Below are 16,076 nucleotides of genomic sequence, written 5' to 3' on the forward strand. Positions count from 1 at the left end.
GGGCGGCGGATCAGGGAGGCGACGGGTCAGGAGCGTACTTCGAGGAGCGGCACCAGCTGCTCGACGGGGGTCATCGAGCCATGGTTGCCGACCATCTGGGACTCCTTGGGCTCACGCTCCGACGCGACGATCAGGACGTCGTCGCGGGCCGCGGCGATCACATCGCCAAGGCGCCGGTACACGCGCTCGTCGACGTGCGGCCCGAACCAGCCCGCCGCGATCGCCTCGTCCCGGCTCGCCACCCAGAACTGTTCCCCCAGCACCTCGCGCCAGCAGGTCAACACGTCCGCCTCGGCGCCCGGGACCGCGTACACATGCCGGGCGCGGCCCTCGCCGCCCAGCAGGGCGACGCCCGCGCGCAGTTCCCAGTCCTCGTCGAAGTCGATGCGGGACTGGTCGTCGAAGGGGATGTCGAGCATGCCGTGGTCGGCGGTGACGTACAGGGCGCTGCGCGGCGGGAGTTGTTCGGCAAGGCGCTGGACGAGGCGGTCGACGAACATCAGCTGGCCGCGCCAGGCGTCGGAGTCGACGCCGTAGCGGTGGCCCTTGCCGTCGACCTCGGCGTAGTACGTGTAGACCAACGAGCGGTCGCCCGCGGCGAGTTGGCGCGCCGCGAAGTCCATGCGGTCCTCGCCTACGAGTCGGCCGTGGAAGGTGCCGCCGCTCAGTGCGATCTTGGTGAGCGGGGTGTTCTCGAAGTGCGGGGCCGAGACCTGAGCGGTGTGCACGCCCGCCTCGTCGGCGAGCTGGAAGACCGTGGGGTACGGCTGCCAGACGCGCGGCGAGGTCCAGGGGTTCCAGCGGAGCTGGTTCATCAGCTCGCCGGTCTCGGGGTTGCGGCAGGTGTAGCCGGGCAGCCCGTGCGCGCCGGGCGCGAGGCCGGTGCCGACCGAGGCGAGCGAGGTCGCGGTGGTGGCGGGGAAGCCGACCGTGATCGGGCGTCCGGTGCCGCCGCGCGAGCTGCCGATGAGGGAGGTCAGGAAGGGCGCCTCGTCGGGGTGCGCGAGGAGCTGCTGCCAGCCGAGGCCGTCGATCAGGAAGACGCAGTTCCGGTCGGCCTGGCCGAGCTCGGGGATCGCGGTCTGCATGCCCGGGACTTCCATGCCCGCCGCGAGGGTCGGCAGCAGATCGGCGAGGGAGCCGGTGCCGTACTCGGGAACGGGGGCGGAGCTCACCGGAAGGATCTCCGGGTCCTGCCAGGCCGGGTCCTGCCACGCGGAGGGCTGCGCCATCAGCGGCCGGAGCCCGTCGTCACCGTCGCTGCGGTGGCCGCAGTGGCTTCGGAGAGTGCCTGCGCGAAGGCCAGGGTCTGGCGCACGGTGTCCGGGCCGTCACCGGCCTCGCTGACCCGCAGGCTCAGGTCGTCGGCGGTGGAGGAGCCGGTGTAGCCGTGGTCCGCCTCGCAGTTGGGGTCGCCGCAGGCGGCGGGCTCCAGGTCGATGCGCGAGACCGCGCCCCAGCCGATGGTGAGCAGCACCTCGCGGGGCAGGCTGCCCGGCACGTACTTCTCCGGGTTGGCGACGACGCGGCTGACCACGACCGAGGAGATTCGGTTCAGCTTGACCGACTCGGTGGAGGTGGTGGCGTACGGCGTCGGCGACGTCGAGTCGGCGGCCTGCTCGTCGGTGTGGCTGACGATGAAGCGGGTGCCGGTCAGGACCAGGACCGTGACGTGGCGGCGTACCTCGTTGGAGTCGAAGGTGGTCTCCTGGTGCACCAGGTACGACACGATCGGCTCCCCACCGACGGCGGCCTCCACCGCCTCGGCCACGAGGGCCGGGTAATAGCCGCTGCGCTCGATCGCCGCGCGCAGCCCCTGGGTCGTCGTACCGGTCTTTGCCATGGCCCCCATCTTACGGGGGCTCAGTGACTGCCGGGGCCCCCGCAGGAGGCTCTTCAGTAGGTCGGCAGGGTGCGCGGTCCGACGTCCGTACGTGCCGGGGGCGGGGCCAGCCGTACGGACGCGCTCAGCACGGACAGGCCTTGCTGCGCCACGATCACCGGCTCCAGGGCCACCGCCACCACCTCGGGGTGGTCGTCGACCAGCCGCGACACTCTCAGCAGCAGCTCTTCGAGGGCCCGGGTGTCCACGGGCGCGGACCCCCGCCAGCCGAACAGGAGCGGAGCCGTCCGGATCGCCCTGATCAGGCTCGCGGCGTCCCGGTCGGTGGCCGGAACCAGGCGGTGCGCGGTGTCGCCGAGCAGCTCCGACGGCGCCCCGGCCAGCCCGAAGGAGAGCACGGCGCCCGCGGCGGGGTCGATGACGGACCGTACGACCGTGTCCACACCCCGCGGCACCATCGCCTGCACGACCGGCCGCAGCTCCTCCGGCTTCCCGAAGGTCTCGGTCAATTCGCCGTACGCGGCCCGCAGTTGCTCCTCGTTGGCCAGGTCGAGGCGGACTCCGCCGAGGTCCGCGCGGTGGCGCAGGTGCGGGGCCGTGGTCTTCAGGGCGACCGGGTAGCCGAGGGCGTCGGCGGCCCGTACCGCTTCGTCCGGATCGGGCGCCGGGTATGTCGGGTGTACGTCGATGCCGTAGCGCTTGAGCAGGTCGTGGGCGTCCGCGTGGGCGAGCTCCAGGCCGCGGGGGTGGCCGGCGGCTTCGAGGAGGGCGGTGATCCGGTCGGCGGCGCCCTTCTCGTCGATGTCGTCGAACTCGGGGACCTTGCCGGGGTCGGCCGCCTCGCGGCGCCACTGCGCGTACTTCACGGCTTCGCCGAGGGCGCGGGCGGCGCGTTCGGCGGCCGGGTAGGTGGGGATGGCGGTGCCGGGCAGGGGCTCGGCGGGGGTGGCCGGCAGCGGGTCGGGCTCCGGGTGCGGGACCCGCCGGGGGCCGGTGCGGGTGGCGGCCGAGAGGGCCTCGGCGAGGCTGCCCAGCTCGACCTGGACGACCGCGACGGGCTTGGCGGGGGCGATCGCGGCGGCCTCGCGCAGGGCGGTGGCCAGGGCCTCGCCCTCGGGGGTTCCCATGGTGCCGCTCTCCTTGACCCAGGGGATCGCGGTGACGACCACGGCGTCGCAGGCGCCGTCGGCGAGGGTCGCGGTCAGCGCCGCACGGAAGTCGTCGGGGGTCGCGGCGGTGGTCAGGTCGCGGGGCTGCAGCGGGCGCAGGCCCTGGGCGAGGCAGGCGTCGTAGGTGAGCAGGCCGAGCGACTCGGAGTTGCCGAGGATCGCGATGCGGGGCCCGGCGGGGAGGGGCTGGCCGGCGAGCAGGAGTCCCGCGTCGACCAGCTCGGTGACCGTGTCGACGCGGATGACACCCGCCTGGCGCAGCAGGGCGGAGACCGTTTCGTGCGGGATGCGGGTGGCCTGGACGGCGTGGCCGGTGGGGGCGGCGCCGGAGTGCCGGGCGCCCTGGACCACGACGACCGGCTTCACGGTGCCGGTGCGGCGGGCGAGGCGGGTGAACTTGCGGGGGTTGCCGATCGACTCCAGGTACATGAGGGCGACGTCGGTGTCCGGGTCGTCGTACCAGTACTGGAGGAGGTCGTTGCCGGACACGTCGGCCCGGTTGCCCGCGCTGACGAAGGTGGACAGGCCCGCTCCGCGCCTGGTCAGCCCGGCCAGGAGCGCGATGCCGATCGCGCCCGACTGCGTGAACAGGCCGATCCGGCCGGCCCTGGGCATGGCGGGGGCCAGCGAGGCGCCGAGGCGCACGTCCGGCGACGTATTGATGATGCCGAAGGCGTTCGGGCCGATGAGACGCATGCCGTACGAACGCGCCTGGCGCACCAACTCCCGCTGGCGGACCAGGCCTTCGGGCCCCGACTCGGCGTATCCGGCGGACAGCACGACCAGGCCCCGCACCCCGCGCTCGCCGCATGCGGCGACGGCCTCGGGGACGCGCGCGGCGGGAACGGCGACGATCGCGAGGTCGACGGGCTCGTCCGAGGCGATCTCCGCCACGGAGCGGTGGGCGGGGACACCTCCTTCGAGCGCGGCCTGATCTTCGGCGAAGGCCGCGTTGACCGCGTAGAGACGGCCGGTGAAACCGCAGGTCACGAGGTTCTGCAGGACCGCTCGGCCGACGCCTCCGGGGCTGCGTCCGACGCCGATGACGGCGACCGAGCCGGGCGCGAGCAGGCGCTGCGCGGAGCGGGCCTCGGCACGCTGCTCGCGGGCGCGCTGCACGGCGAGGGACTCGTCGGTCGGCTCCAGATCGAATTCGAGGCGTACGACGCCGTCCTCGAAGGTCCGCTTCTGCTCGTAGCCCGCGTCCCGGAAGACCTTGATCATCTTGTTGTTGGCGGGCAGCACCTCGGCGGCGAAGCGCCGGATGGAGCGCTCGCGGGCGACCGCCGCGATGTGTTCGAGCAGGGCGGAGGCGACGCCGCGGCCCTGGTGGGCGTCCTGGACGAGGAAGGCGACCTCGGCCTCGTCGGCGGGCGCGGAGGCCGCCCTTCCGGTGGCGTCGATGCGGTCGTAGCGGACCGTCGCGATGAACTCGCCGCCGATGGTGACGGCGAGGCCCACCCGGTCCACGAAGTCGTGGTGGGTGAAGCGGTGCACGTCCTTGGCGGACAGGCGGGGGTAGGGCGCGAAGAAGCGGTAGTACTTCGACTCGTCCGAGACCTGCTCGTAGAAGCTGACCAGGCGGTCCGCGTCCGCGGCCGTGATGGGCCGGATCCGGGCGGTGCCGCCGTCCCGCAGGACGATGTCGGCTTCCCAGTGGGCCGGGTAGTCCGCACGCTCGGACGCGTTCTGCATGCGGGTCAGCCTACGGCTCGTGGCCGTGGATCGTACGGGTCGCGGCGGCGGATCGTACGGGTCGCGCGGCCGCGTGGACCGTTGCAGGCTAGGGGGGCCGAAGGGCAGCAGGATGACGGACGAAAGACCGGCGGGAGCACCCGCCCGGATATGAGACAGTGGTCTAGACAAGGCTTGAGTGAAACCTGAAGGGCAGCATCACATGGCTGAGCGCCGCGTCAACGTCGGTTGGACCGAGGGCCTCCACGCCCGTCCCGCCTCCATCTTCGTCCGTGCGGCCACGGCCTCCGGCGTCCCCGTGACGATCGCCAAGGCGGATGGCAACGCGGTCAACGCCGCGTCCATGCTCGCGGTGCTCGGTCTGGGCGCGCAGGGTGGCGAAGAGGTCGTCCTGGCTTCGGACGCCGAGAACGCGGACGCCGCGCTCGACCGTCTGGCGAAGCTGGTCGCCGAGGGGCTCGAGGAGCTTCCCGAGACCGTCTGAGCCAAGCAGACGAATTTCGACTGAGCCGTGCCGCCCGAATTCGGGCGGCACGGCTCAGTTATTTTTGCGCCCCTTGCCACTGGTGGGCGAATTCCGGGCAGCAAAAAGAGACCCCGTCTAAATACAGGTCTTTGTATACGGGGCCCCTGTTAATTGCGGGCGCTCGCCGTGTTTACGGAATGTTGCGAAGTCCTCACCGCGGGCACGGTCTTCGACGCCGGCTCGGCGAACCGCAGCCGGTGCGCGGCCGCGGCCCGTTCGGTGTGCAGGGCGGTCAGCGAACGGGCCCGCTCGGCGTCCCCGCGGGCCACCGCGTCGACGATCGCGCCGTGCTCCGCCCAGGATTCGACGGGCCGGGCCGCACCCTCGACGACGTACATCCAAGCGATCTTGTGCCGCAGTTGGGTGAGCAGGGCGATCAGGCCCTCGCTGGCGGAGGCCTGCGCCAGCGTCTCGTGGAACCAGCCGCCGAGCGAGCGCAGATCCTCGCTCTGACCACGCCGGGCCCGCTCCTGACCCAGCCTGACCAGGCCGCGCAGGACCTTCAGATGGGCGTCCGTGCGGCGCCGGGCGGCGCGGGCGGCGCCGAGCGGTTCGAGCAGCATGCGGATCTCCAGGGCGTCGGCCGCCTCCCGCGCGCTGGGCTCGGCGACGCAGGCGCCCGCGTGCCGGCGGGTGGTGACGAAGCCCTCGGCCTCCAGGGTACGCAGCGCCTCGCGGACCGGGACGCGGGAGACTCCGTAGCGCCGCGCGAGCAGCTCCTCGGTGAGCCGGCTGCCGCGCTCGTAGACACCGGACACGATGTCGTCCCGGATGGCCGTGCATACCGAGTGCGCGGGAATGCGCATGACCGGACCTCCACCCTAAGAAATATGCGCCGCATCCCCGCGAAACGCGGTTGAGTTGACGCCCGTTGACGCTCGTTCAGCGAGCCTATTGCAGCACACCCATATTTCCGATGGGCTGCCGGATTCCATGGATATCTTTTGGCCAGACTCGGCCTGCACCAAAACGCAGCAAGCCCCGGCGCGATGCCGGGGCTTGCTGGGAGCGGTGGGGACTGCGGGGATCGTCAGACGTTCGTCGGACGTTCGTCGGACGTTCGTCGGACGATCTCGCCGTGCGGAGCGTCAGACGTTCACGCCGTGCGAGCGCAGGTACGCGACGGGGTCGATGTCCGAGCCGTAGTCGGGGGACGTACGGGCCTCGAAGTGCAGGTGCGGCCCGGTGACGTTGCCGGTCGCGCCCGAGATGCCTATCTGCTGGCCCGGGGTGACGGTCTGGCCGACGGAGACGCCGATCGACGACATGTGGCCGTACTGGGTGTACGTGCCGTCGTTCATCTTGATCACGACGTTGTTGCCGTACGCGCCGCCCCAGCCGGCCTCGACGACGGTGCCGGAGCCGACCGAGTGGACGGAGGTGCCGGACGCGGCGTGGAAGTCGACGCCGGTGTGGCTGCCGGAGGACCAGACGGCGCCGCCGGCCTTGTAGCCGGTGGAGACGTAGCTGCCGGCGATCGGCGAGGTGAAGGAGTTGAGGCGCTTGCGCTCGGCCTCGCGGGCGGCGCGCTCCTTGGCCTCGCGCTCCTTCTTGGCCTTGGCCTCGGCCTTGCGCTTCGCCTCGGCCTCGGCCTCCTTCTTGGCGGCGGCCTGCTCGGCGGCCTCCTCCTGGGCGGAGACCTGCTCGTCGATGTGGGCGGCGACGGCGTCGGCCATGGAGACGGCCTGGTTGAGGCCCGTGTCGCGCGGCGAGGTGTCCTCCGCGGCGAGCGCGGGAGAGGCGAGGGTGCCGATGACGCCGGTCGTGGTGAGGGCGGCGATGCCCGCGATGTTCGCGCTCTTGCGCGTCAGGGCGCTCGGACGACGGTGCTTCCCGGTGGCACGGGAGAAGGCCATGTAGCGGCGGTGTCCTTTCCTTCCTTCTCGCCTACCGGGTTAGCTGACGGGTTCGGAGCAGGAAGGTCTCCTACGGACGCCCCCGGTTGAGGAGGGCCTCCGATTCACCCCAGGGACTGAGTGGGTCCCCGGCTCCCCAGGCTCGCGCCTGACGGGGACTCGGCGATGGCTGTCCGGTGCCGCGGATGCGGCGCATAGCTGACGAACAGCGGGACCGACGCTAAACGGGACATCTTTCAATCGACAAACGGATCGGCACTTTTGAGGCGCACGCCACAGGGCAGATGCTCAACCTCTCTGAAATATCGGACATATCGCAAAACAGAGGACCCCGGAGGCACGTACGCCGCCGGGGTCCCTGAAGTTGCTACGCGGTCGACTCAGCCCGTGACAACAGTCACTTCGCCGATGCCGAGCGCCTTGACGGGCTCGGCGATCTGAGCCGCGTCACCGACGAGGACGGTGACGAGCCGGTCCACCGGGAAGGCGCGGACGGCGGCCGCGGTGGCCTCCACGGTGCCCGTCTCGGTGAGGCGCCGGTACAACTGCGCCTGGAAGTCGTCCGGGAGGTGCTGCTCGACCTGGTCTGCGAGGGTGCCCGCGACGGCGGCCGCGGTCTCGTAGCGCAGCGGGGCGACGCCGACGAGGTTCTGCACGGCGACGTCGCGCTCGGCGTCCGTGAGGCCCTCGGCGGCGAGCGTACGCAGCACCTTCCACAGGTCGTCCAGGGCCGGTCCCGTGTTGGGCGTGTCCACCGAGCCGTTGATGGCGAGGAGGGACGCGCCGCCCACGCCGTCGGTGCCCGAGCGGAGCACCTGGGCGAAGGCGCGCACACCGTAGGTGTAGCCCTTCTCCTCGCGCAGGACGAGGTCCAGGCGCGACGTCAGGGTGCCGCCCAGGCAGTAGGTGCCGAGGACTTGGGCCGGCCAGACGCTGTCGTGCCGGTCCGGGCCGACGCGGCCGATGAGCAGCTGCGTCTGCACCGCGCCCGGGCGGTCGACGATGATGACGCGGCCGCGGTCGTCGGCCGTGATGGCCGAGGCGGGGTGCGGCTCGGCGGTGTTGCCGGTCCACTCCCCCAGGGTGTCGGCGAGCAACTGGTCGAGGTCGACGCCCGCGAGGTCGCCCACGACGACCGCGGTCGCGGTGGCCGGACGCACATGGGCCTCGTAAAACGCCCTGACGGCAAGGGAGTCGATGGCCTCGACGGTCTCCTCGGTGCCCTGGCGCGGGCGCGACATGCGCGCGGTGGCCGGGAACAGCTCCTTGGAGAGCTCCTTGGCGGCCCGCCGGGACGGGTTGGCCATCTCGTGCGGGATCTCGTCCAGGCGGTTGCGCACCAGCCGGCCGACCTCGCTGTCCGCGAAGGCGGGCGCGCGCAGGGCGTCGGCGAGCAGGCCGAGGGCCTTCGGCAGCCGGGAGACCGGGACTTCGAGCGAGAGGCGTACGCCGGGGTGGTCGGCGTGCGCGTCAAGGGTGGCGCCGCAGCGCTCCAGCTCGGCGGCGAACTCCTCGGCGGAGTGCTTGTCGGTGCCCTCCGAGAAGGCGCGCGCCATGATCGTGGCGACGCCGTCCAGGCCGGCCGGCTCGGCCTCCAGTGGCGCTTCGAGGTTGACCTCGACGGCGATGACCTGCTGGCCGGGGCGGTGACAGCGCAGCACCGTGAGGCCGTTGGGCAGCTCGCCGCGCTCGGGGGCCGGGAAGGCCCACGGCTTGGCTTCGCCCGCCTGGGGCTGCGGGTGGAACTCCATGGTGGCGAGCTCGGTCACTTCGCCGCCTCCTCTTCGTCGTTGTCGCCGGCGGCGGCTGCGTTCGCCTCGGCCGCTTCGTCCGTCGCGTCCCCTGCGTCTTCTTCGGAATCGGTCGGTTCGTACACGAGGACCGCGCGGTTGTCGGGGCGCAGACGGGCCTTGGCGATCTCCTGGACCTCGGCGGCGGTGACGTCGAGGACCCGGCCGACCGCGCTGAGGGCGAGCTGCGGGTCGCCGAACAGGACGGCGTACCGGCACAGTTCGTCGGCGCGGCCCGCGACCGTGCCGAGCCGGTCGAGCCACTCGCGCTCCAACTGGGCCTGCGCGCGCTCCATTTCCTCCTCGGTGGGGCCCTCCTCGGCGAACCGGGCGAGCTCCTCGTCGACCGCGGCCTCGATGGTGGGCACCTCGACGTCGCCGGACGTCTTCACGTCGAGCCAGCCGAGCGAGGGCGCCCCGGCGAGCCGGAGCAGGCCGAAACCGGCGGCTACGGCCGTCTGGTCGCGACGTACGAGACGGTTGTAGAGCCGCGAGGACTCTCCGCCGCCGAGCACCGTGAGCGCCAGGTCCACCGCGTCGCACGCGCGCGTGCCGTCCTCCGGCAGCCGGTAGGCGGCCATCAGGGCGCGGGACGGGACCTGCTCCTCGACGACCTCGCGGAGCTCCCTGCCGATGGTGTCCGGCAGCGAGCCGTCACGCGGCGGCTGCTTGCCGTCGTGGCTCTCGATGGAGCCGAAGTACTTCTCGATCCAGGCGAGCGTCTGCTCCGGGTCGATGTCGCCGACCACCGACAGCACCGCGTTGTTCGGCGCGTAGTTCGCACGGAAGAACGCCCGCGCGTCCTCGAGCGTGGCCGCGTCCAGGTCGGCCATCGAGCCGATCGGCGTGTGGTGGTAGGGGTGGCCCTCCGGGTAGGAGAGCGCGGTCAGCTTCTCGAAGGCCGTGCCGTACGGAACGTTGTCGTACCGCTGGCGGCGCTCGTTCTTGACGACGTCCCGCTGGTTTTCCATCGACTCTTCGTCGAGGGCGGAGAGCAGCGAGCCCATGCGGTCGGCCTCCAGCCAGAGGGCGAGCTCCAGCTGGTGGGCGGGCATGGTCTCGAAGTAGTTGGTGCGCTCGAAGCTGGTGGTGCCGTTCAGCGAGCCGCCGGCGCCCTGCACCAGCGCGAAGTGGTCGGTGCCCTTCACCTGGGCCGAGCCCTGGAACATGAGGTGCTCGAAGAGGTGCGCAAGGCCCGTACGGCCCTTGACCTCGTGGCGGGAGCCGACGTCGTACCAGAGGCAGACCGCCGCCACCGGGGCGAGGTGGTCCTCGGAGAGCACCACCCGCAGGCCATTGGCCAGCCGGTGCTCGGTCGCTGTCAGGCCGCCGGAGCCGGTCTGCGCTGTGGCCGTGTGACCCATGGGCATGTGGTCCCTTCGATCGCGATACTGCTGTCTTTTATCAGCCCTGCCACTGTATGCAAGCGCGCTGACACCTGGCGAAGTTCCCGTCCCGGGTTCGCTCTCAGAGAGCGCCCGGAGTGCACTCCAGGTGCGCAATGGACGGGTCGCGGTCCGCGTTGTCAGTGGCTCGGTCCACAATGGTCGGCGTCGGAACTGGAGATTGCCCCGCACAGGAACGTGAAGGAGCCGCAGCAGCGATGGCCCGCCGCAGCACGAAGACCCCGCCACCGGACGACTTCGAGGAGAAGATCCTCGACATTGACGTCGTCGACGAGATGCAGGGCTCCTTCCTCGAGTACGCGTACTCGGTCATCTACTCCCGAGCCCTGCCGGACGCCCGCGACGGCCTCAAGCCGGTGCAGCGCCGCATCGTCTACCAGATGAACGAGATGGGCCTGCGCCCCGACCGCGGCTTTGTGAAGTGCGCGCGCGTGGTCGGCGAGGTCATGGGCAAGTTGCACCCGCACGGCGACGCGTCGATCTACGACGCGATGGTGCGCATGGCGCAGCCCTTCTCGATGCGCGTGCCGCTGGTGGACGGGCACGGCAACTTCGGCTCGCTCGGCAATGACGATCCGCCGGCCGCCATGAGGTACACCGAGGCGCGGATGGCCGATGCCACCTCGCTGATGACGGAGTCGATCGACGAGGACACCGTCGACTTCTCGCCCAACTACGACGGCCAGGAGCAGGAGCCGGTCGCCCTCCCGGCGGCGTACCCGAATCTCCTGGTCAACGGCTCGTCGGGCATCGCGGTCGGCATGGCGACGAACATGCCGCCGCACAACCTCGGCGAGGTCATCGCGGCCGCCCGCCACCTGATCAAGCACCCGAACGCCGACCTCGAAACGCTGATGCGCTTCGTGCCCGGCCCCGACCTGCCCACCGGCGGCCGCATCGTCGGCCTCGGCGGCATCAAGGACGCGTACGAGAACGGCCGGGGCACCTTCAAGATCCGCGCCACGGTCGCGGTGGAGAACGTGACGGCGCGCCGCAAGGGCCTGGTCGTCACCGAACTGCCCTTCTCCGTCGGCCCCGAGAAGGTCATCGCCAAGATCAAGGACCTGGTCGGCTCCAAGAAGCTGCAGGGCATCGCGGACGTCAAGGACCTGACCGACCGCAACCACGGTCTGCGCCTGGTCATCGAGATCAAGAACGGCTTCATCCCGGAGGCCGTGCTCGAACAGCTCTACAAGCTGACGCCGATGGAGGAGTCCTTCGGCATCAACAACGTGGCGCTGGTGGACGGTCAGCCGCTCACCCTCGGCCTCAAGGAGCTCCTCGAGGTCTATCTCGACCACCGCTTCAATGTCGTACGCCGCCGCAGCGAGTTCCGGCGCAGCAAGAAGCAGGCCCGCCTCCACCTGGTGGAGGGTCTGCTCGTCGCGCTGCTCGACATCGACGAGGTCATCCGCCTCATCCGCTCCAGCGAGAACTCCGCGCAGGCCAAGGAGCGCCTGATGGAGCGCTTCTCGCTGAGTGAGGTCCAGACGCAGTACATCCTGGACACGCCGCTGCGCCGGCTCACCAAGTTCGACCGCATCGAGCTGGAGTCGGAGCGCGACCGGCTGAACGCGGAGATCGCCGAGCTGACCGCGATCCTCGACTCGGACGCCGAGCTGCGCAAGCTGGTCTCGGGCGAACTGGCCGCCGTGGCCAAGAAGTTCGGCACCGAGCGGCGCACGGTGCTGCTCGAATCGGCGGGCGCCCCGGCCACGGCGGTGCCCCTGGAGGTCGCCGACGATCCGTGCCGGGTCCTGCTGTCCTCGACCGGACTGCTCGCGCGTACGGCCAACGGCGAGATGAGCTTCGACACCGACGCCAAGCGCACCAAGCACGACGTGATCATGTCGGCGGTGCCGGCCACCCAGCGCGGCGAGGTCGGCGCGGTGCTGTCCTCCGGGCGGCTGCTGCGGCTGAACGTGATCGATCTGCCCCAGCTGCCGGAGACCGCGGCCGCACCCAACCTCTCGGGCGGGGCGCCGATTTCGGAGTTCCTGAGCCTTGAGGCGGACGAGTCGCTGATCTGCCTGATGACGCTGGACGAGTCCTCGCCGGGTCTCGCGCTCGGCACGGCGCAGGGTGTGGTCAAGCGGGTGGTGCCCGACTACCCGTCCAACAAGGACGAGTTGGAGGTCATCACCCTCAAGGACGGCGACCGCATCGTCGGCGCGGCCGAGCTGCGCACCGGCGAGGAGGACCTGGTCTTCGTCACGGACGACGCCCAACTCCTGCGCTTCCAGGCCTCGCAGGTCAGGCCGCAGGGCCGGCCGGCGGGCGGCATGGCCGGCATCAAGCTGACGGATGGCGCCAAGGTGATCTCGTTCACGGCGGTCGATCCGGCGGCCGAGGCGGTGGTGTTCACCATCGCGGGCTCGCGCGGCACGCTGGACGACTCGGTGCAGACCACGGCGAAGGTCACGCCGTTCGACCAGTACCCGCGCAAGGGCCGGGCCACCGGCGGCGTGCGCTGCCAGCGGTTCCTGAAGGGCGAGGACTGTCTGTCCTTCGCCTGGGCGGGCCCGACGCCGGCGCTCGCCACGCAGAAGAACGGCCAGCCGTCCGAGCTCCCGGAGATCGACCCGCGCCGCGACGGCTCGGGCGTCTCGCTGGGCAAGCCGGTGGCGGCGGTGGCCGGACCGGCGGCCTGAGTCAGTCCGCTTCGGGGTTCTGCGGTACGTCCAAGTCGGCTCCCTGGTCGGCTTCCAGGACGTACCGCAGCACGCCCCACATCGCCTCGGGCGCGGGCTGCTGCGGCTCGCGGTCCCGGCACTCCTGCAGTTCGAGCAGCAGCTTGTCGCCGTCGACCCCCGAGCCGATCAGCACCAGCTGCGTGAGCCGCTCGGCGCCGCGCGGCCAGGGCTCGGGGTAGAACCGCAGGAACCTGCCGACGGCGTGCAGCACATACCGGTTGCCCGGATCGTGCGCGCCGAAGTCGACAAATCCCTTGATGCGATAGAGCCCTACGGGCCGGCTGTCGAGGAAGTCGAGCAGCCGGCGCGGGTGCAGCGGCTGGGCCGAGGTGAGGGCGACGCTCTCGTAGGCCGCGTGCAGATGCGGCGCCGCATGGTGGTCATGGCCGTCGTGATCGTCCAGGTCGTCGAAGGACAGCTGCCCGATGCGCTCCCCCTTCGGCCTCGCGTCGAAGAGCAGTTCCGGGTCGATCCGCCCGTACGTCGCCGACACCACCGCCGCCCCGTCGACGAGCCCGGACACCGCGCGCAGGATCCGCCCGTGCTCCGCCTCGTCCACCCGGTCGGCCTTGTTCAGCACCACGAGGTCGGCGAGGGCGAGATGCCGCTCGACCTCCGGGTGCCGCTGCCTCGTCGCGTCGAACTCCGCGGCATCGACAACCTCGACGAGACCCCCGTACACGATGTGCGGATTCTCCGAGCCGAGCAGCATCCGCACCAGCTCCTGCGGTTCGGCGATGCCGCTCGCCTCGATGACGATCACATCGAGGCCGACCGACGGGCGGGTGAGCTTCTCCAGATAGGCGTCGAGCTCGCTGCCGTCGACGGCGCAGCACAGACAGCCGTTGCCGAGCGACACGGTGGAACCGACCTGTCCGGCAACGGACATGGCGTCGATCTCGATGGAGCCGAAATCGTTCACGATGACACCGATACGGGTGCCGCCGCTGTGCCGGAGCAGTTGATTGAGCAAGGTGGTCTTGCCCGATCCGAGAAATCCCGCGAGAACGATCACGGGGATCTGCCGGTTGCTCACAATGCGCCTCTCCATGCGTTCGTCCGTTCACCCCATCGGGCAAACTTCTTCGGCTCAACGGCCGACCCCCCGGCGTTGCGTTGCGCACGCAGCCCGGCGAGCTACCCTCCGGATGTCCCTTTCCTCCCACCCACGCTCGTCAGGGATCACCTTTGAAAATCGTATGTCGCCTCGGCGTCCCGCCAAGCCAGCGAGGCAGCTACACGGCCCAGTCGTGCCCCGACATCTTCGAACTCAGCGACGGCAACTTCGCCGTCATCGGCGCCGATGCGACCGAGCAGCTCGAGGATCTGCTCCCGCCGGACGCGTCCCGCGCCGACTATGAGCGCATCGTGATCGTGAGCCGCGAGACCCTCCTGCGCGCCAAGCGGGACATCCCCGACTGCTGAGCCCCTCCACCGCCACCCGCCCATGGGCCCGGCTGCCTTGCAGTGCCGGGCCCGTGAAACCTCCGAGCGCCGCGGCGCAGCTCCTTGTCGCCGCCCCGGGGACCGGTCAAGATGACGCTCGACCGCGCATCGCATTGCCGCTCCACGAGGACACCATGCCCATCAACCGCACAGCCGTCCGTCGGCGCGGAGCCTACCTGGGCGGACTCGGCTTAGCCGTCCTGGCGCTCGCCGCCACTCCCTTCCTCCTTGACAGCCTCGCCTCACCGGGCCGGGACTGGGAACGGCTGAGCAACATCAGCCAGACGTACGGGGCCATTTCCGTCGTGATCTCCACCGTCGCGCTGCTCGCCGTGGCGGCGTCCCTGGTCTACCAGGCGCGTCAGACGCGGATACAGAACGAAGAGGCCCATCGCTCCACGCACCGCGAGTTGATGCTGCTCACGCTCAGCGACCCGGCCTACCAGGTCTGCTGGGAACCGCCCAACACCCGTATGACGGCGGAGCGTTGGCGCCAGCTGCTTGTCGCCAACCTGATCGTCAGCATGTGGAGCAGCGACTACAAGCTCGGGCTCATCAGCGATCCGGGAGTGCGGGCCGTGCTGGAGGACTACTTCCGCGGCGAGATCGGGCGCGCCTACTGGCACAACAGCGCCCCCTCCTGGCGCCGTTACCTGGACAAGAGCCACGACCCCCGCGAGCGGCGCTTCGTCGGCATCGCGGACGAGGCCTACGCCGCCGCCGTCGCCGCGGGTCCCCCTGTGCCCACGGGCGAGTACTTCATCCCGTAGAGCCGGGGCCGCCTGCTCGGGGCGGGATCCGCCGGCCTGGAGCCGGATCCGCCCGACGGGCGCCGGACCGGCCGGACCGGCGCCGGCCACTCCCCGCAAGGCTCAGGCCAATGTGAACGATTGTTAGCGGCGCATGCGGGGCACACATTGGGCACGGCGCCGGTTGTCACGACATTCGCATACCTCCGCGCGCCACCTCTCCGCCTCCCGCCGATCAGAGCCGCTCGGCACCCTGGGAGGTGGCAAGCGCGCCGCCCACCGCTCGCCGGTCCCGCTCCCTTGTCGACCGCATCCGACGACCGGCGGACGGTCGCCTGACTCGGGGGTTGACATGGTCACACAGAAATACGGAATGCGGAGGCTCGGCTCCGCCGTGCTCGCGGGCATCGCGGGTACGGCCGGGGCCATGACGCTGCTGCTGGCCAGGCAGCGCAGATGCGATGAACTGCAGCTGCGCCTGGACCGTTTGGAGCGGGGGCAGGCCCGGCATGCCGACCTCGCCGTACAGCAGCGGCTGCAGTTCGACCTGTTGAGCAAGGCCATGGACGACCCGGATCTGGCCGCGGTGCTCGATACGTACGAGGGAAACGTTCCGCCGGTGAAGCACCGGCAGTTCCTCTTCGCCAACGCCATGTACACGAACGCGCTGCTCGCCTACCGGGTGGGCATCGTCTCGCAGGACGAGTTCATCGGGTACGTCCGCGGCATGCTGCAGAACGTCGTCTTCCGGGAGTACTGGGACACGACGCGTTATGAGCGGCTCACCCTGGACGACGCGTCGGACGAGGCCGAACTCGGCCGGAAGGTGGACGAACTGGCGCACCTTCTGGACGAGGCCGAGACCGAAGAGTGGTGGGTCGTGGGCGGGGACTGAGCCCTCGG

Annotated in this window: 13 protein-coding genes and 1 riboswitch; of the genes, 5 read left to right on the forward strand and 8 right to left on the reverse strand. The window is 70.9% G+C overall.

Annotated elements, in window-relative coordinates:
* Positions 1-26 precede the first annotated feature (26 nt).
* From OG430_RS14620 to OG430_RS14630, 3 genes are read right to left on the reverse strand one after another with little or no spacing between them, the layout of a single operon-like run.
* Positions 27-1,232: an alkaline phosphatase family protein gene (locus tag OG430_RS14620; RefSeq protein WP_327352925.1), complete on the reverse strand. Its 1,206-nt coding sequence runs from the start codon at positions 1,230-1,232 to the stop codon at positions 27-29.
* Positions 1,232-1,843, reverse strand: coding sequence for a DUF5998 family protein (locus tag OG430_RS14625; RefSeq protein ID WP_327352926.1), 612 nt, complete (start codon positions 1,841-1,843; stop codon positions 1,232-1,234). Before OG430_RS14625 ends, OG430_RS14620 begins: the two co-directional genes overlap by 1 nt.
* Positions 1,844-1,896: 53 nt before the next feature.
* Positions 1,897-4,707: a bifunctional acetate--CoA ligase family protein/GNAT family N-acetyltransferase gene (locus OG430_RS14630; protein ID WP_327352927.1), complete on the reverse strand. Its 2,811-nt coding sequence runs from the start codon at positions 4,705-4,707 to the stop codon at positions 1,897-1,899.
* Between the two features lie 202 nt (positions 4,708-4,909).
* Here OG430_RS14630 and OG430_RS14635 point away from each other — a divergent pair, with 202 nt between their 5' ends.
* Positions 4,910-5,191: an HPr family phosphocarrier protein gene (locus OG430_RS14635; protein ID WP_327352928.1), complete on the forward strand. Its 282-nt coding sequence runs from the start codon at positions 4,910-4,912 to the stop codon at positions 5,189-5,191.
* 149 nt (positions 5,192-5,340) lie between these two features.
* Here the strand turns inward: OG430_RS14635 and OG430_RS14640 are convergent, their stop codons facing one another.
* From OG430_RS14640 to OG430_RS14655, 4 genes are all read right to left on the reverse strand, one after another.
* Positions 5,341-6,039: a GntR family transcriptional regulator gene (locus OG430_RS14640; protein WP_327352929.1), complete on the reverse strand. Its 699-nt coding sequence runs from the start codon at positions 6,037-6,039 to the stop codon at positions 5,341-5,343.
* 282 nt (positions 6,040-6,321) lie between these two features.
* On the reverse strand, positions 6,322-7,089 hold the full coding sequence (locus OG430_RS14645; RefSeq protein ID WP_327352930.1) for a M23 family metallopeptidase: 768 nt from the start codon (positions 7,087-7,089) through the stop codon (positions 6,322-6,324).
* 14 nt (positions 7,090-7,103) lie between these two features.
* Positions 7,104-7,264, reverse strand: a riboswitch (cyclic di-AMP (ydaO/yuaA leader).
* 205 nt (positions 7,265-7,469) lie between these two features.
* On the reverse strand, positions 7,470-8,858 hold the full coding sequence (locus tag OG430_RS14650; RefSeq protein WP_327352931.1) for a M16 family metallopeptidase: 1,389 nt from the start codon (positions 8,856-8,858) through the stop codon (positions 7,470-7,472).
* Positions 8,855-10,249, reverse strand: a complete 1,395-nt coding sequence (locus OG430_RS14655) for a M16 family metallopeptidase (RefSeq protein ID WP_327352932.1) — start codon at positions 10,247-10,249, stop codon at positions 8,855-8,857. The genes OG430_RS14650 and OG430_RS14655 overlap by 4 nt, the downstream gene beginning before the upstream one ends.
* A gap of 233 nt (positions 10,250-10,482) precedes the next feature.
* On the opposite strand from OG430_RS14655, the gene OG430_RS14660 reads away from it, so the two are divergent.
* A complete protein-coding gene (locus tag OG430_RS14660; protein WP_327352933.1) occupies positions 10,483-12,936 on the forward strand; it encodes a DNA gyrase/topoisomerase IV subunit A in 2,454 nt (817 codons plus the stop codon).
* Position 12,937: 1 nt separating this feature from the next.
* On the opposite strand, the gene OG430_RS14665 is transcribed toward OG430_RS14660, so the two are convergent.
* Positions 12,938-14,029 (reverse strand): CobW family GTP-binding protein, encoded by a 1,092-nt coding sequence (locus OG430_RS14665; RefSeq protein WP_327352934.1) that lies wholly within the window; start codon positions 14,027-14,029, stop codon positions 12,938-12,940.
* 137 nt (positions 14,030-14,166) lie between these two features.
* Here OG430_RS14665 and OG430_RS14670 point away from each other — a divergent pair, with 137 nt between their 5' ends.
* The 3 genes from OG430_RS14670 to OG430_RS14680 all read left to right on the forward strand — a co-directional run bounded on the left by OG430_RS14670 (position 14,167) and on the right by OG430_RS14680 (position 16,068).
* Positions 14,167-14,403: a hypothetical protein gene (locus tag OG430_RS14670; protein WP_327352935.1), complete on the forward strand. Its 237-nt coding sequence runs from the start codon at positions 14,167-14,169 to the stop codon at positions 14,401-14,403.
* Between the two features lie 155 nt (positions 14,404-14,558).
* Positions 14,559-15,194: a DUF6082 family protein gene (locus OG430_RS14675; protein WP_327352936.1), complete on the forward strand. Its 636-nt coding sequence runs from the start codon at positions 14,559-14,561 to the stop codon at positions 15,192-15,194.
* A 331-nt stretch (positions 15,195-15,525) separates the two neighbouring features.
* Positions 15,526-16,068: a DUF6082 family protein gene (locus OG430_RS14680; RefSeq protein ID WP_327352937.1), complete on the forward strand. Its 543-nt coding sequence runs from the start codon at positions 15,526-15,528 to the stop codon at positions 16,066-16,068.
* Positions 16,069-16,076 lie beyond the last annotated feature (8 nt).

This window comes from Streptomyces sp. NBC_01304 (assembly GCF_035975855.1).
Taxonomy (GTDB): Bacteria; Actinomycetota; Actinomycetes; order Streptomycetales; family Streptomycetaceae; genus Streptomyces.

Excerpts from the sequence above, each read along its gene's own strand:
- OG430_RS14635 (WP_327352928.1), top strand. The coding sequence starts at position 4,910 with ATGGCTGAGCGCCGCGTCAACGTCGGTTGGACCGAGGGCCTCCACGCC.
- OG430_RS14655 (WP_327352932.1), bottom strand. The coding sequence starts at position 10,249 with ATGCCCATGGGTCACACGGCCACAGCGCAGACCGGCTCCGGCGGCCTG.
- OG430_RS14660 (WP_327352933.1), top strand. The coding sequence starts at position 10,483 with ATGGCCCGCCGCAGCACGAAGACCCCGCCACCGGACGACTTCGAGGAG.
- OG430_RS14675 (WP_327352936.1), top strand. The coding sequence starts at position 14,559 with ATGCCCATCAACCGCACAGCCGTCCGTCGGCGCGGAGCCTACCTGGGC.
- OG430_RS14665 (WP_327352934.1), bottom strand. The coding sequence starts at position 14,029 with ATGGAGAGGCGCATTGTGAGCAACCGGCAGATCCCCGTGATCGTTCTC.
- OG430_RS14680 (WP_327352937.1), top strand. The coding sequence starts at position 15,526 with ATGGTCACACAGAAATACGGAATGCGGAGGCTCGGCTCCGCCGTGCTC.
- OG430_RS14645 (WP_327352930.1), bottom strand. The coding sequence starts at position 7,089 with ATGGCCTTCTCCCGTGCCACCGGGAAGCACCGTCGTCCGAGCGCCCTG.
- OG430_RS14630 (WP_327352927.1), bottom strand. The coding sequence starts at position 4,707 with ATGCAGAACGCGTCCGAGCGTGCGGACTACCCGGCCCACTGGGAAGCC.
- OG430_RS14640 (WP_327352929.1), bottom strand. The coding sequence starts at position 6,039 with ATGCGCATTCCCGCGCACTCGGTATGCACGGCCATCCGGGACGACATC.
- OG430_RS14620 (WP_327352925.1), bottom strand. The coding sequence starts at position 1,232 with ATGGCGCAGCCCTCCGCGTGGCAGGACCCGGCCTGGCAGGACCCGGAG.
- OG430_RS14625 (WP_327352926.1), bottom strand. The coding sequence starts at position 1,843 with ATGGCAAAGACCGGTACGACGACCCAGGGGCTGCGCGCGGCGATCGAG.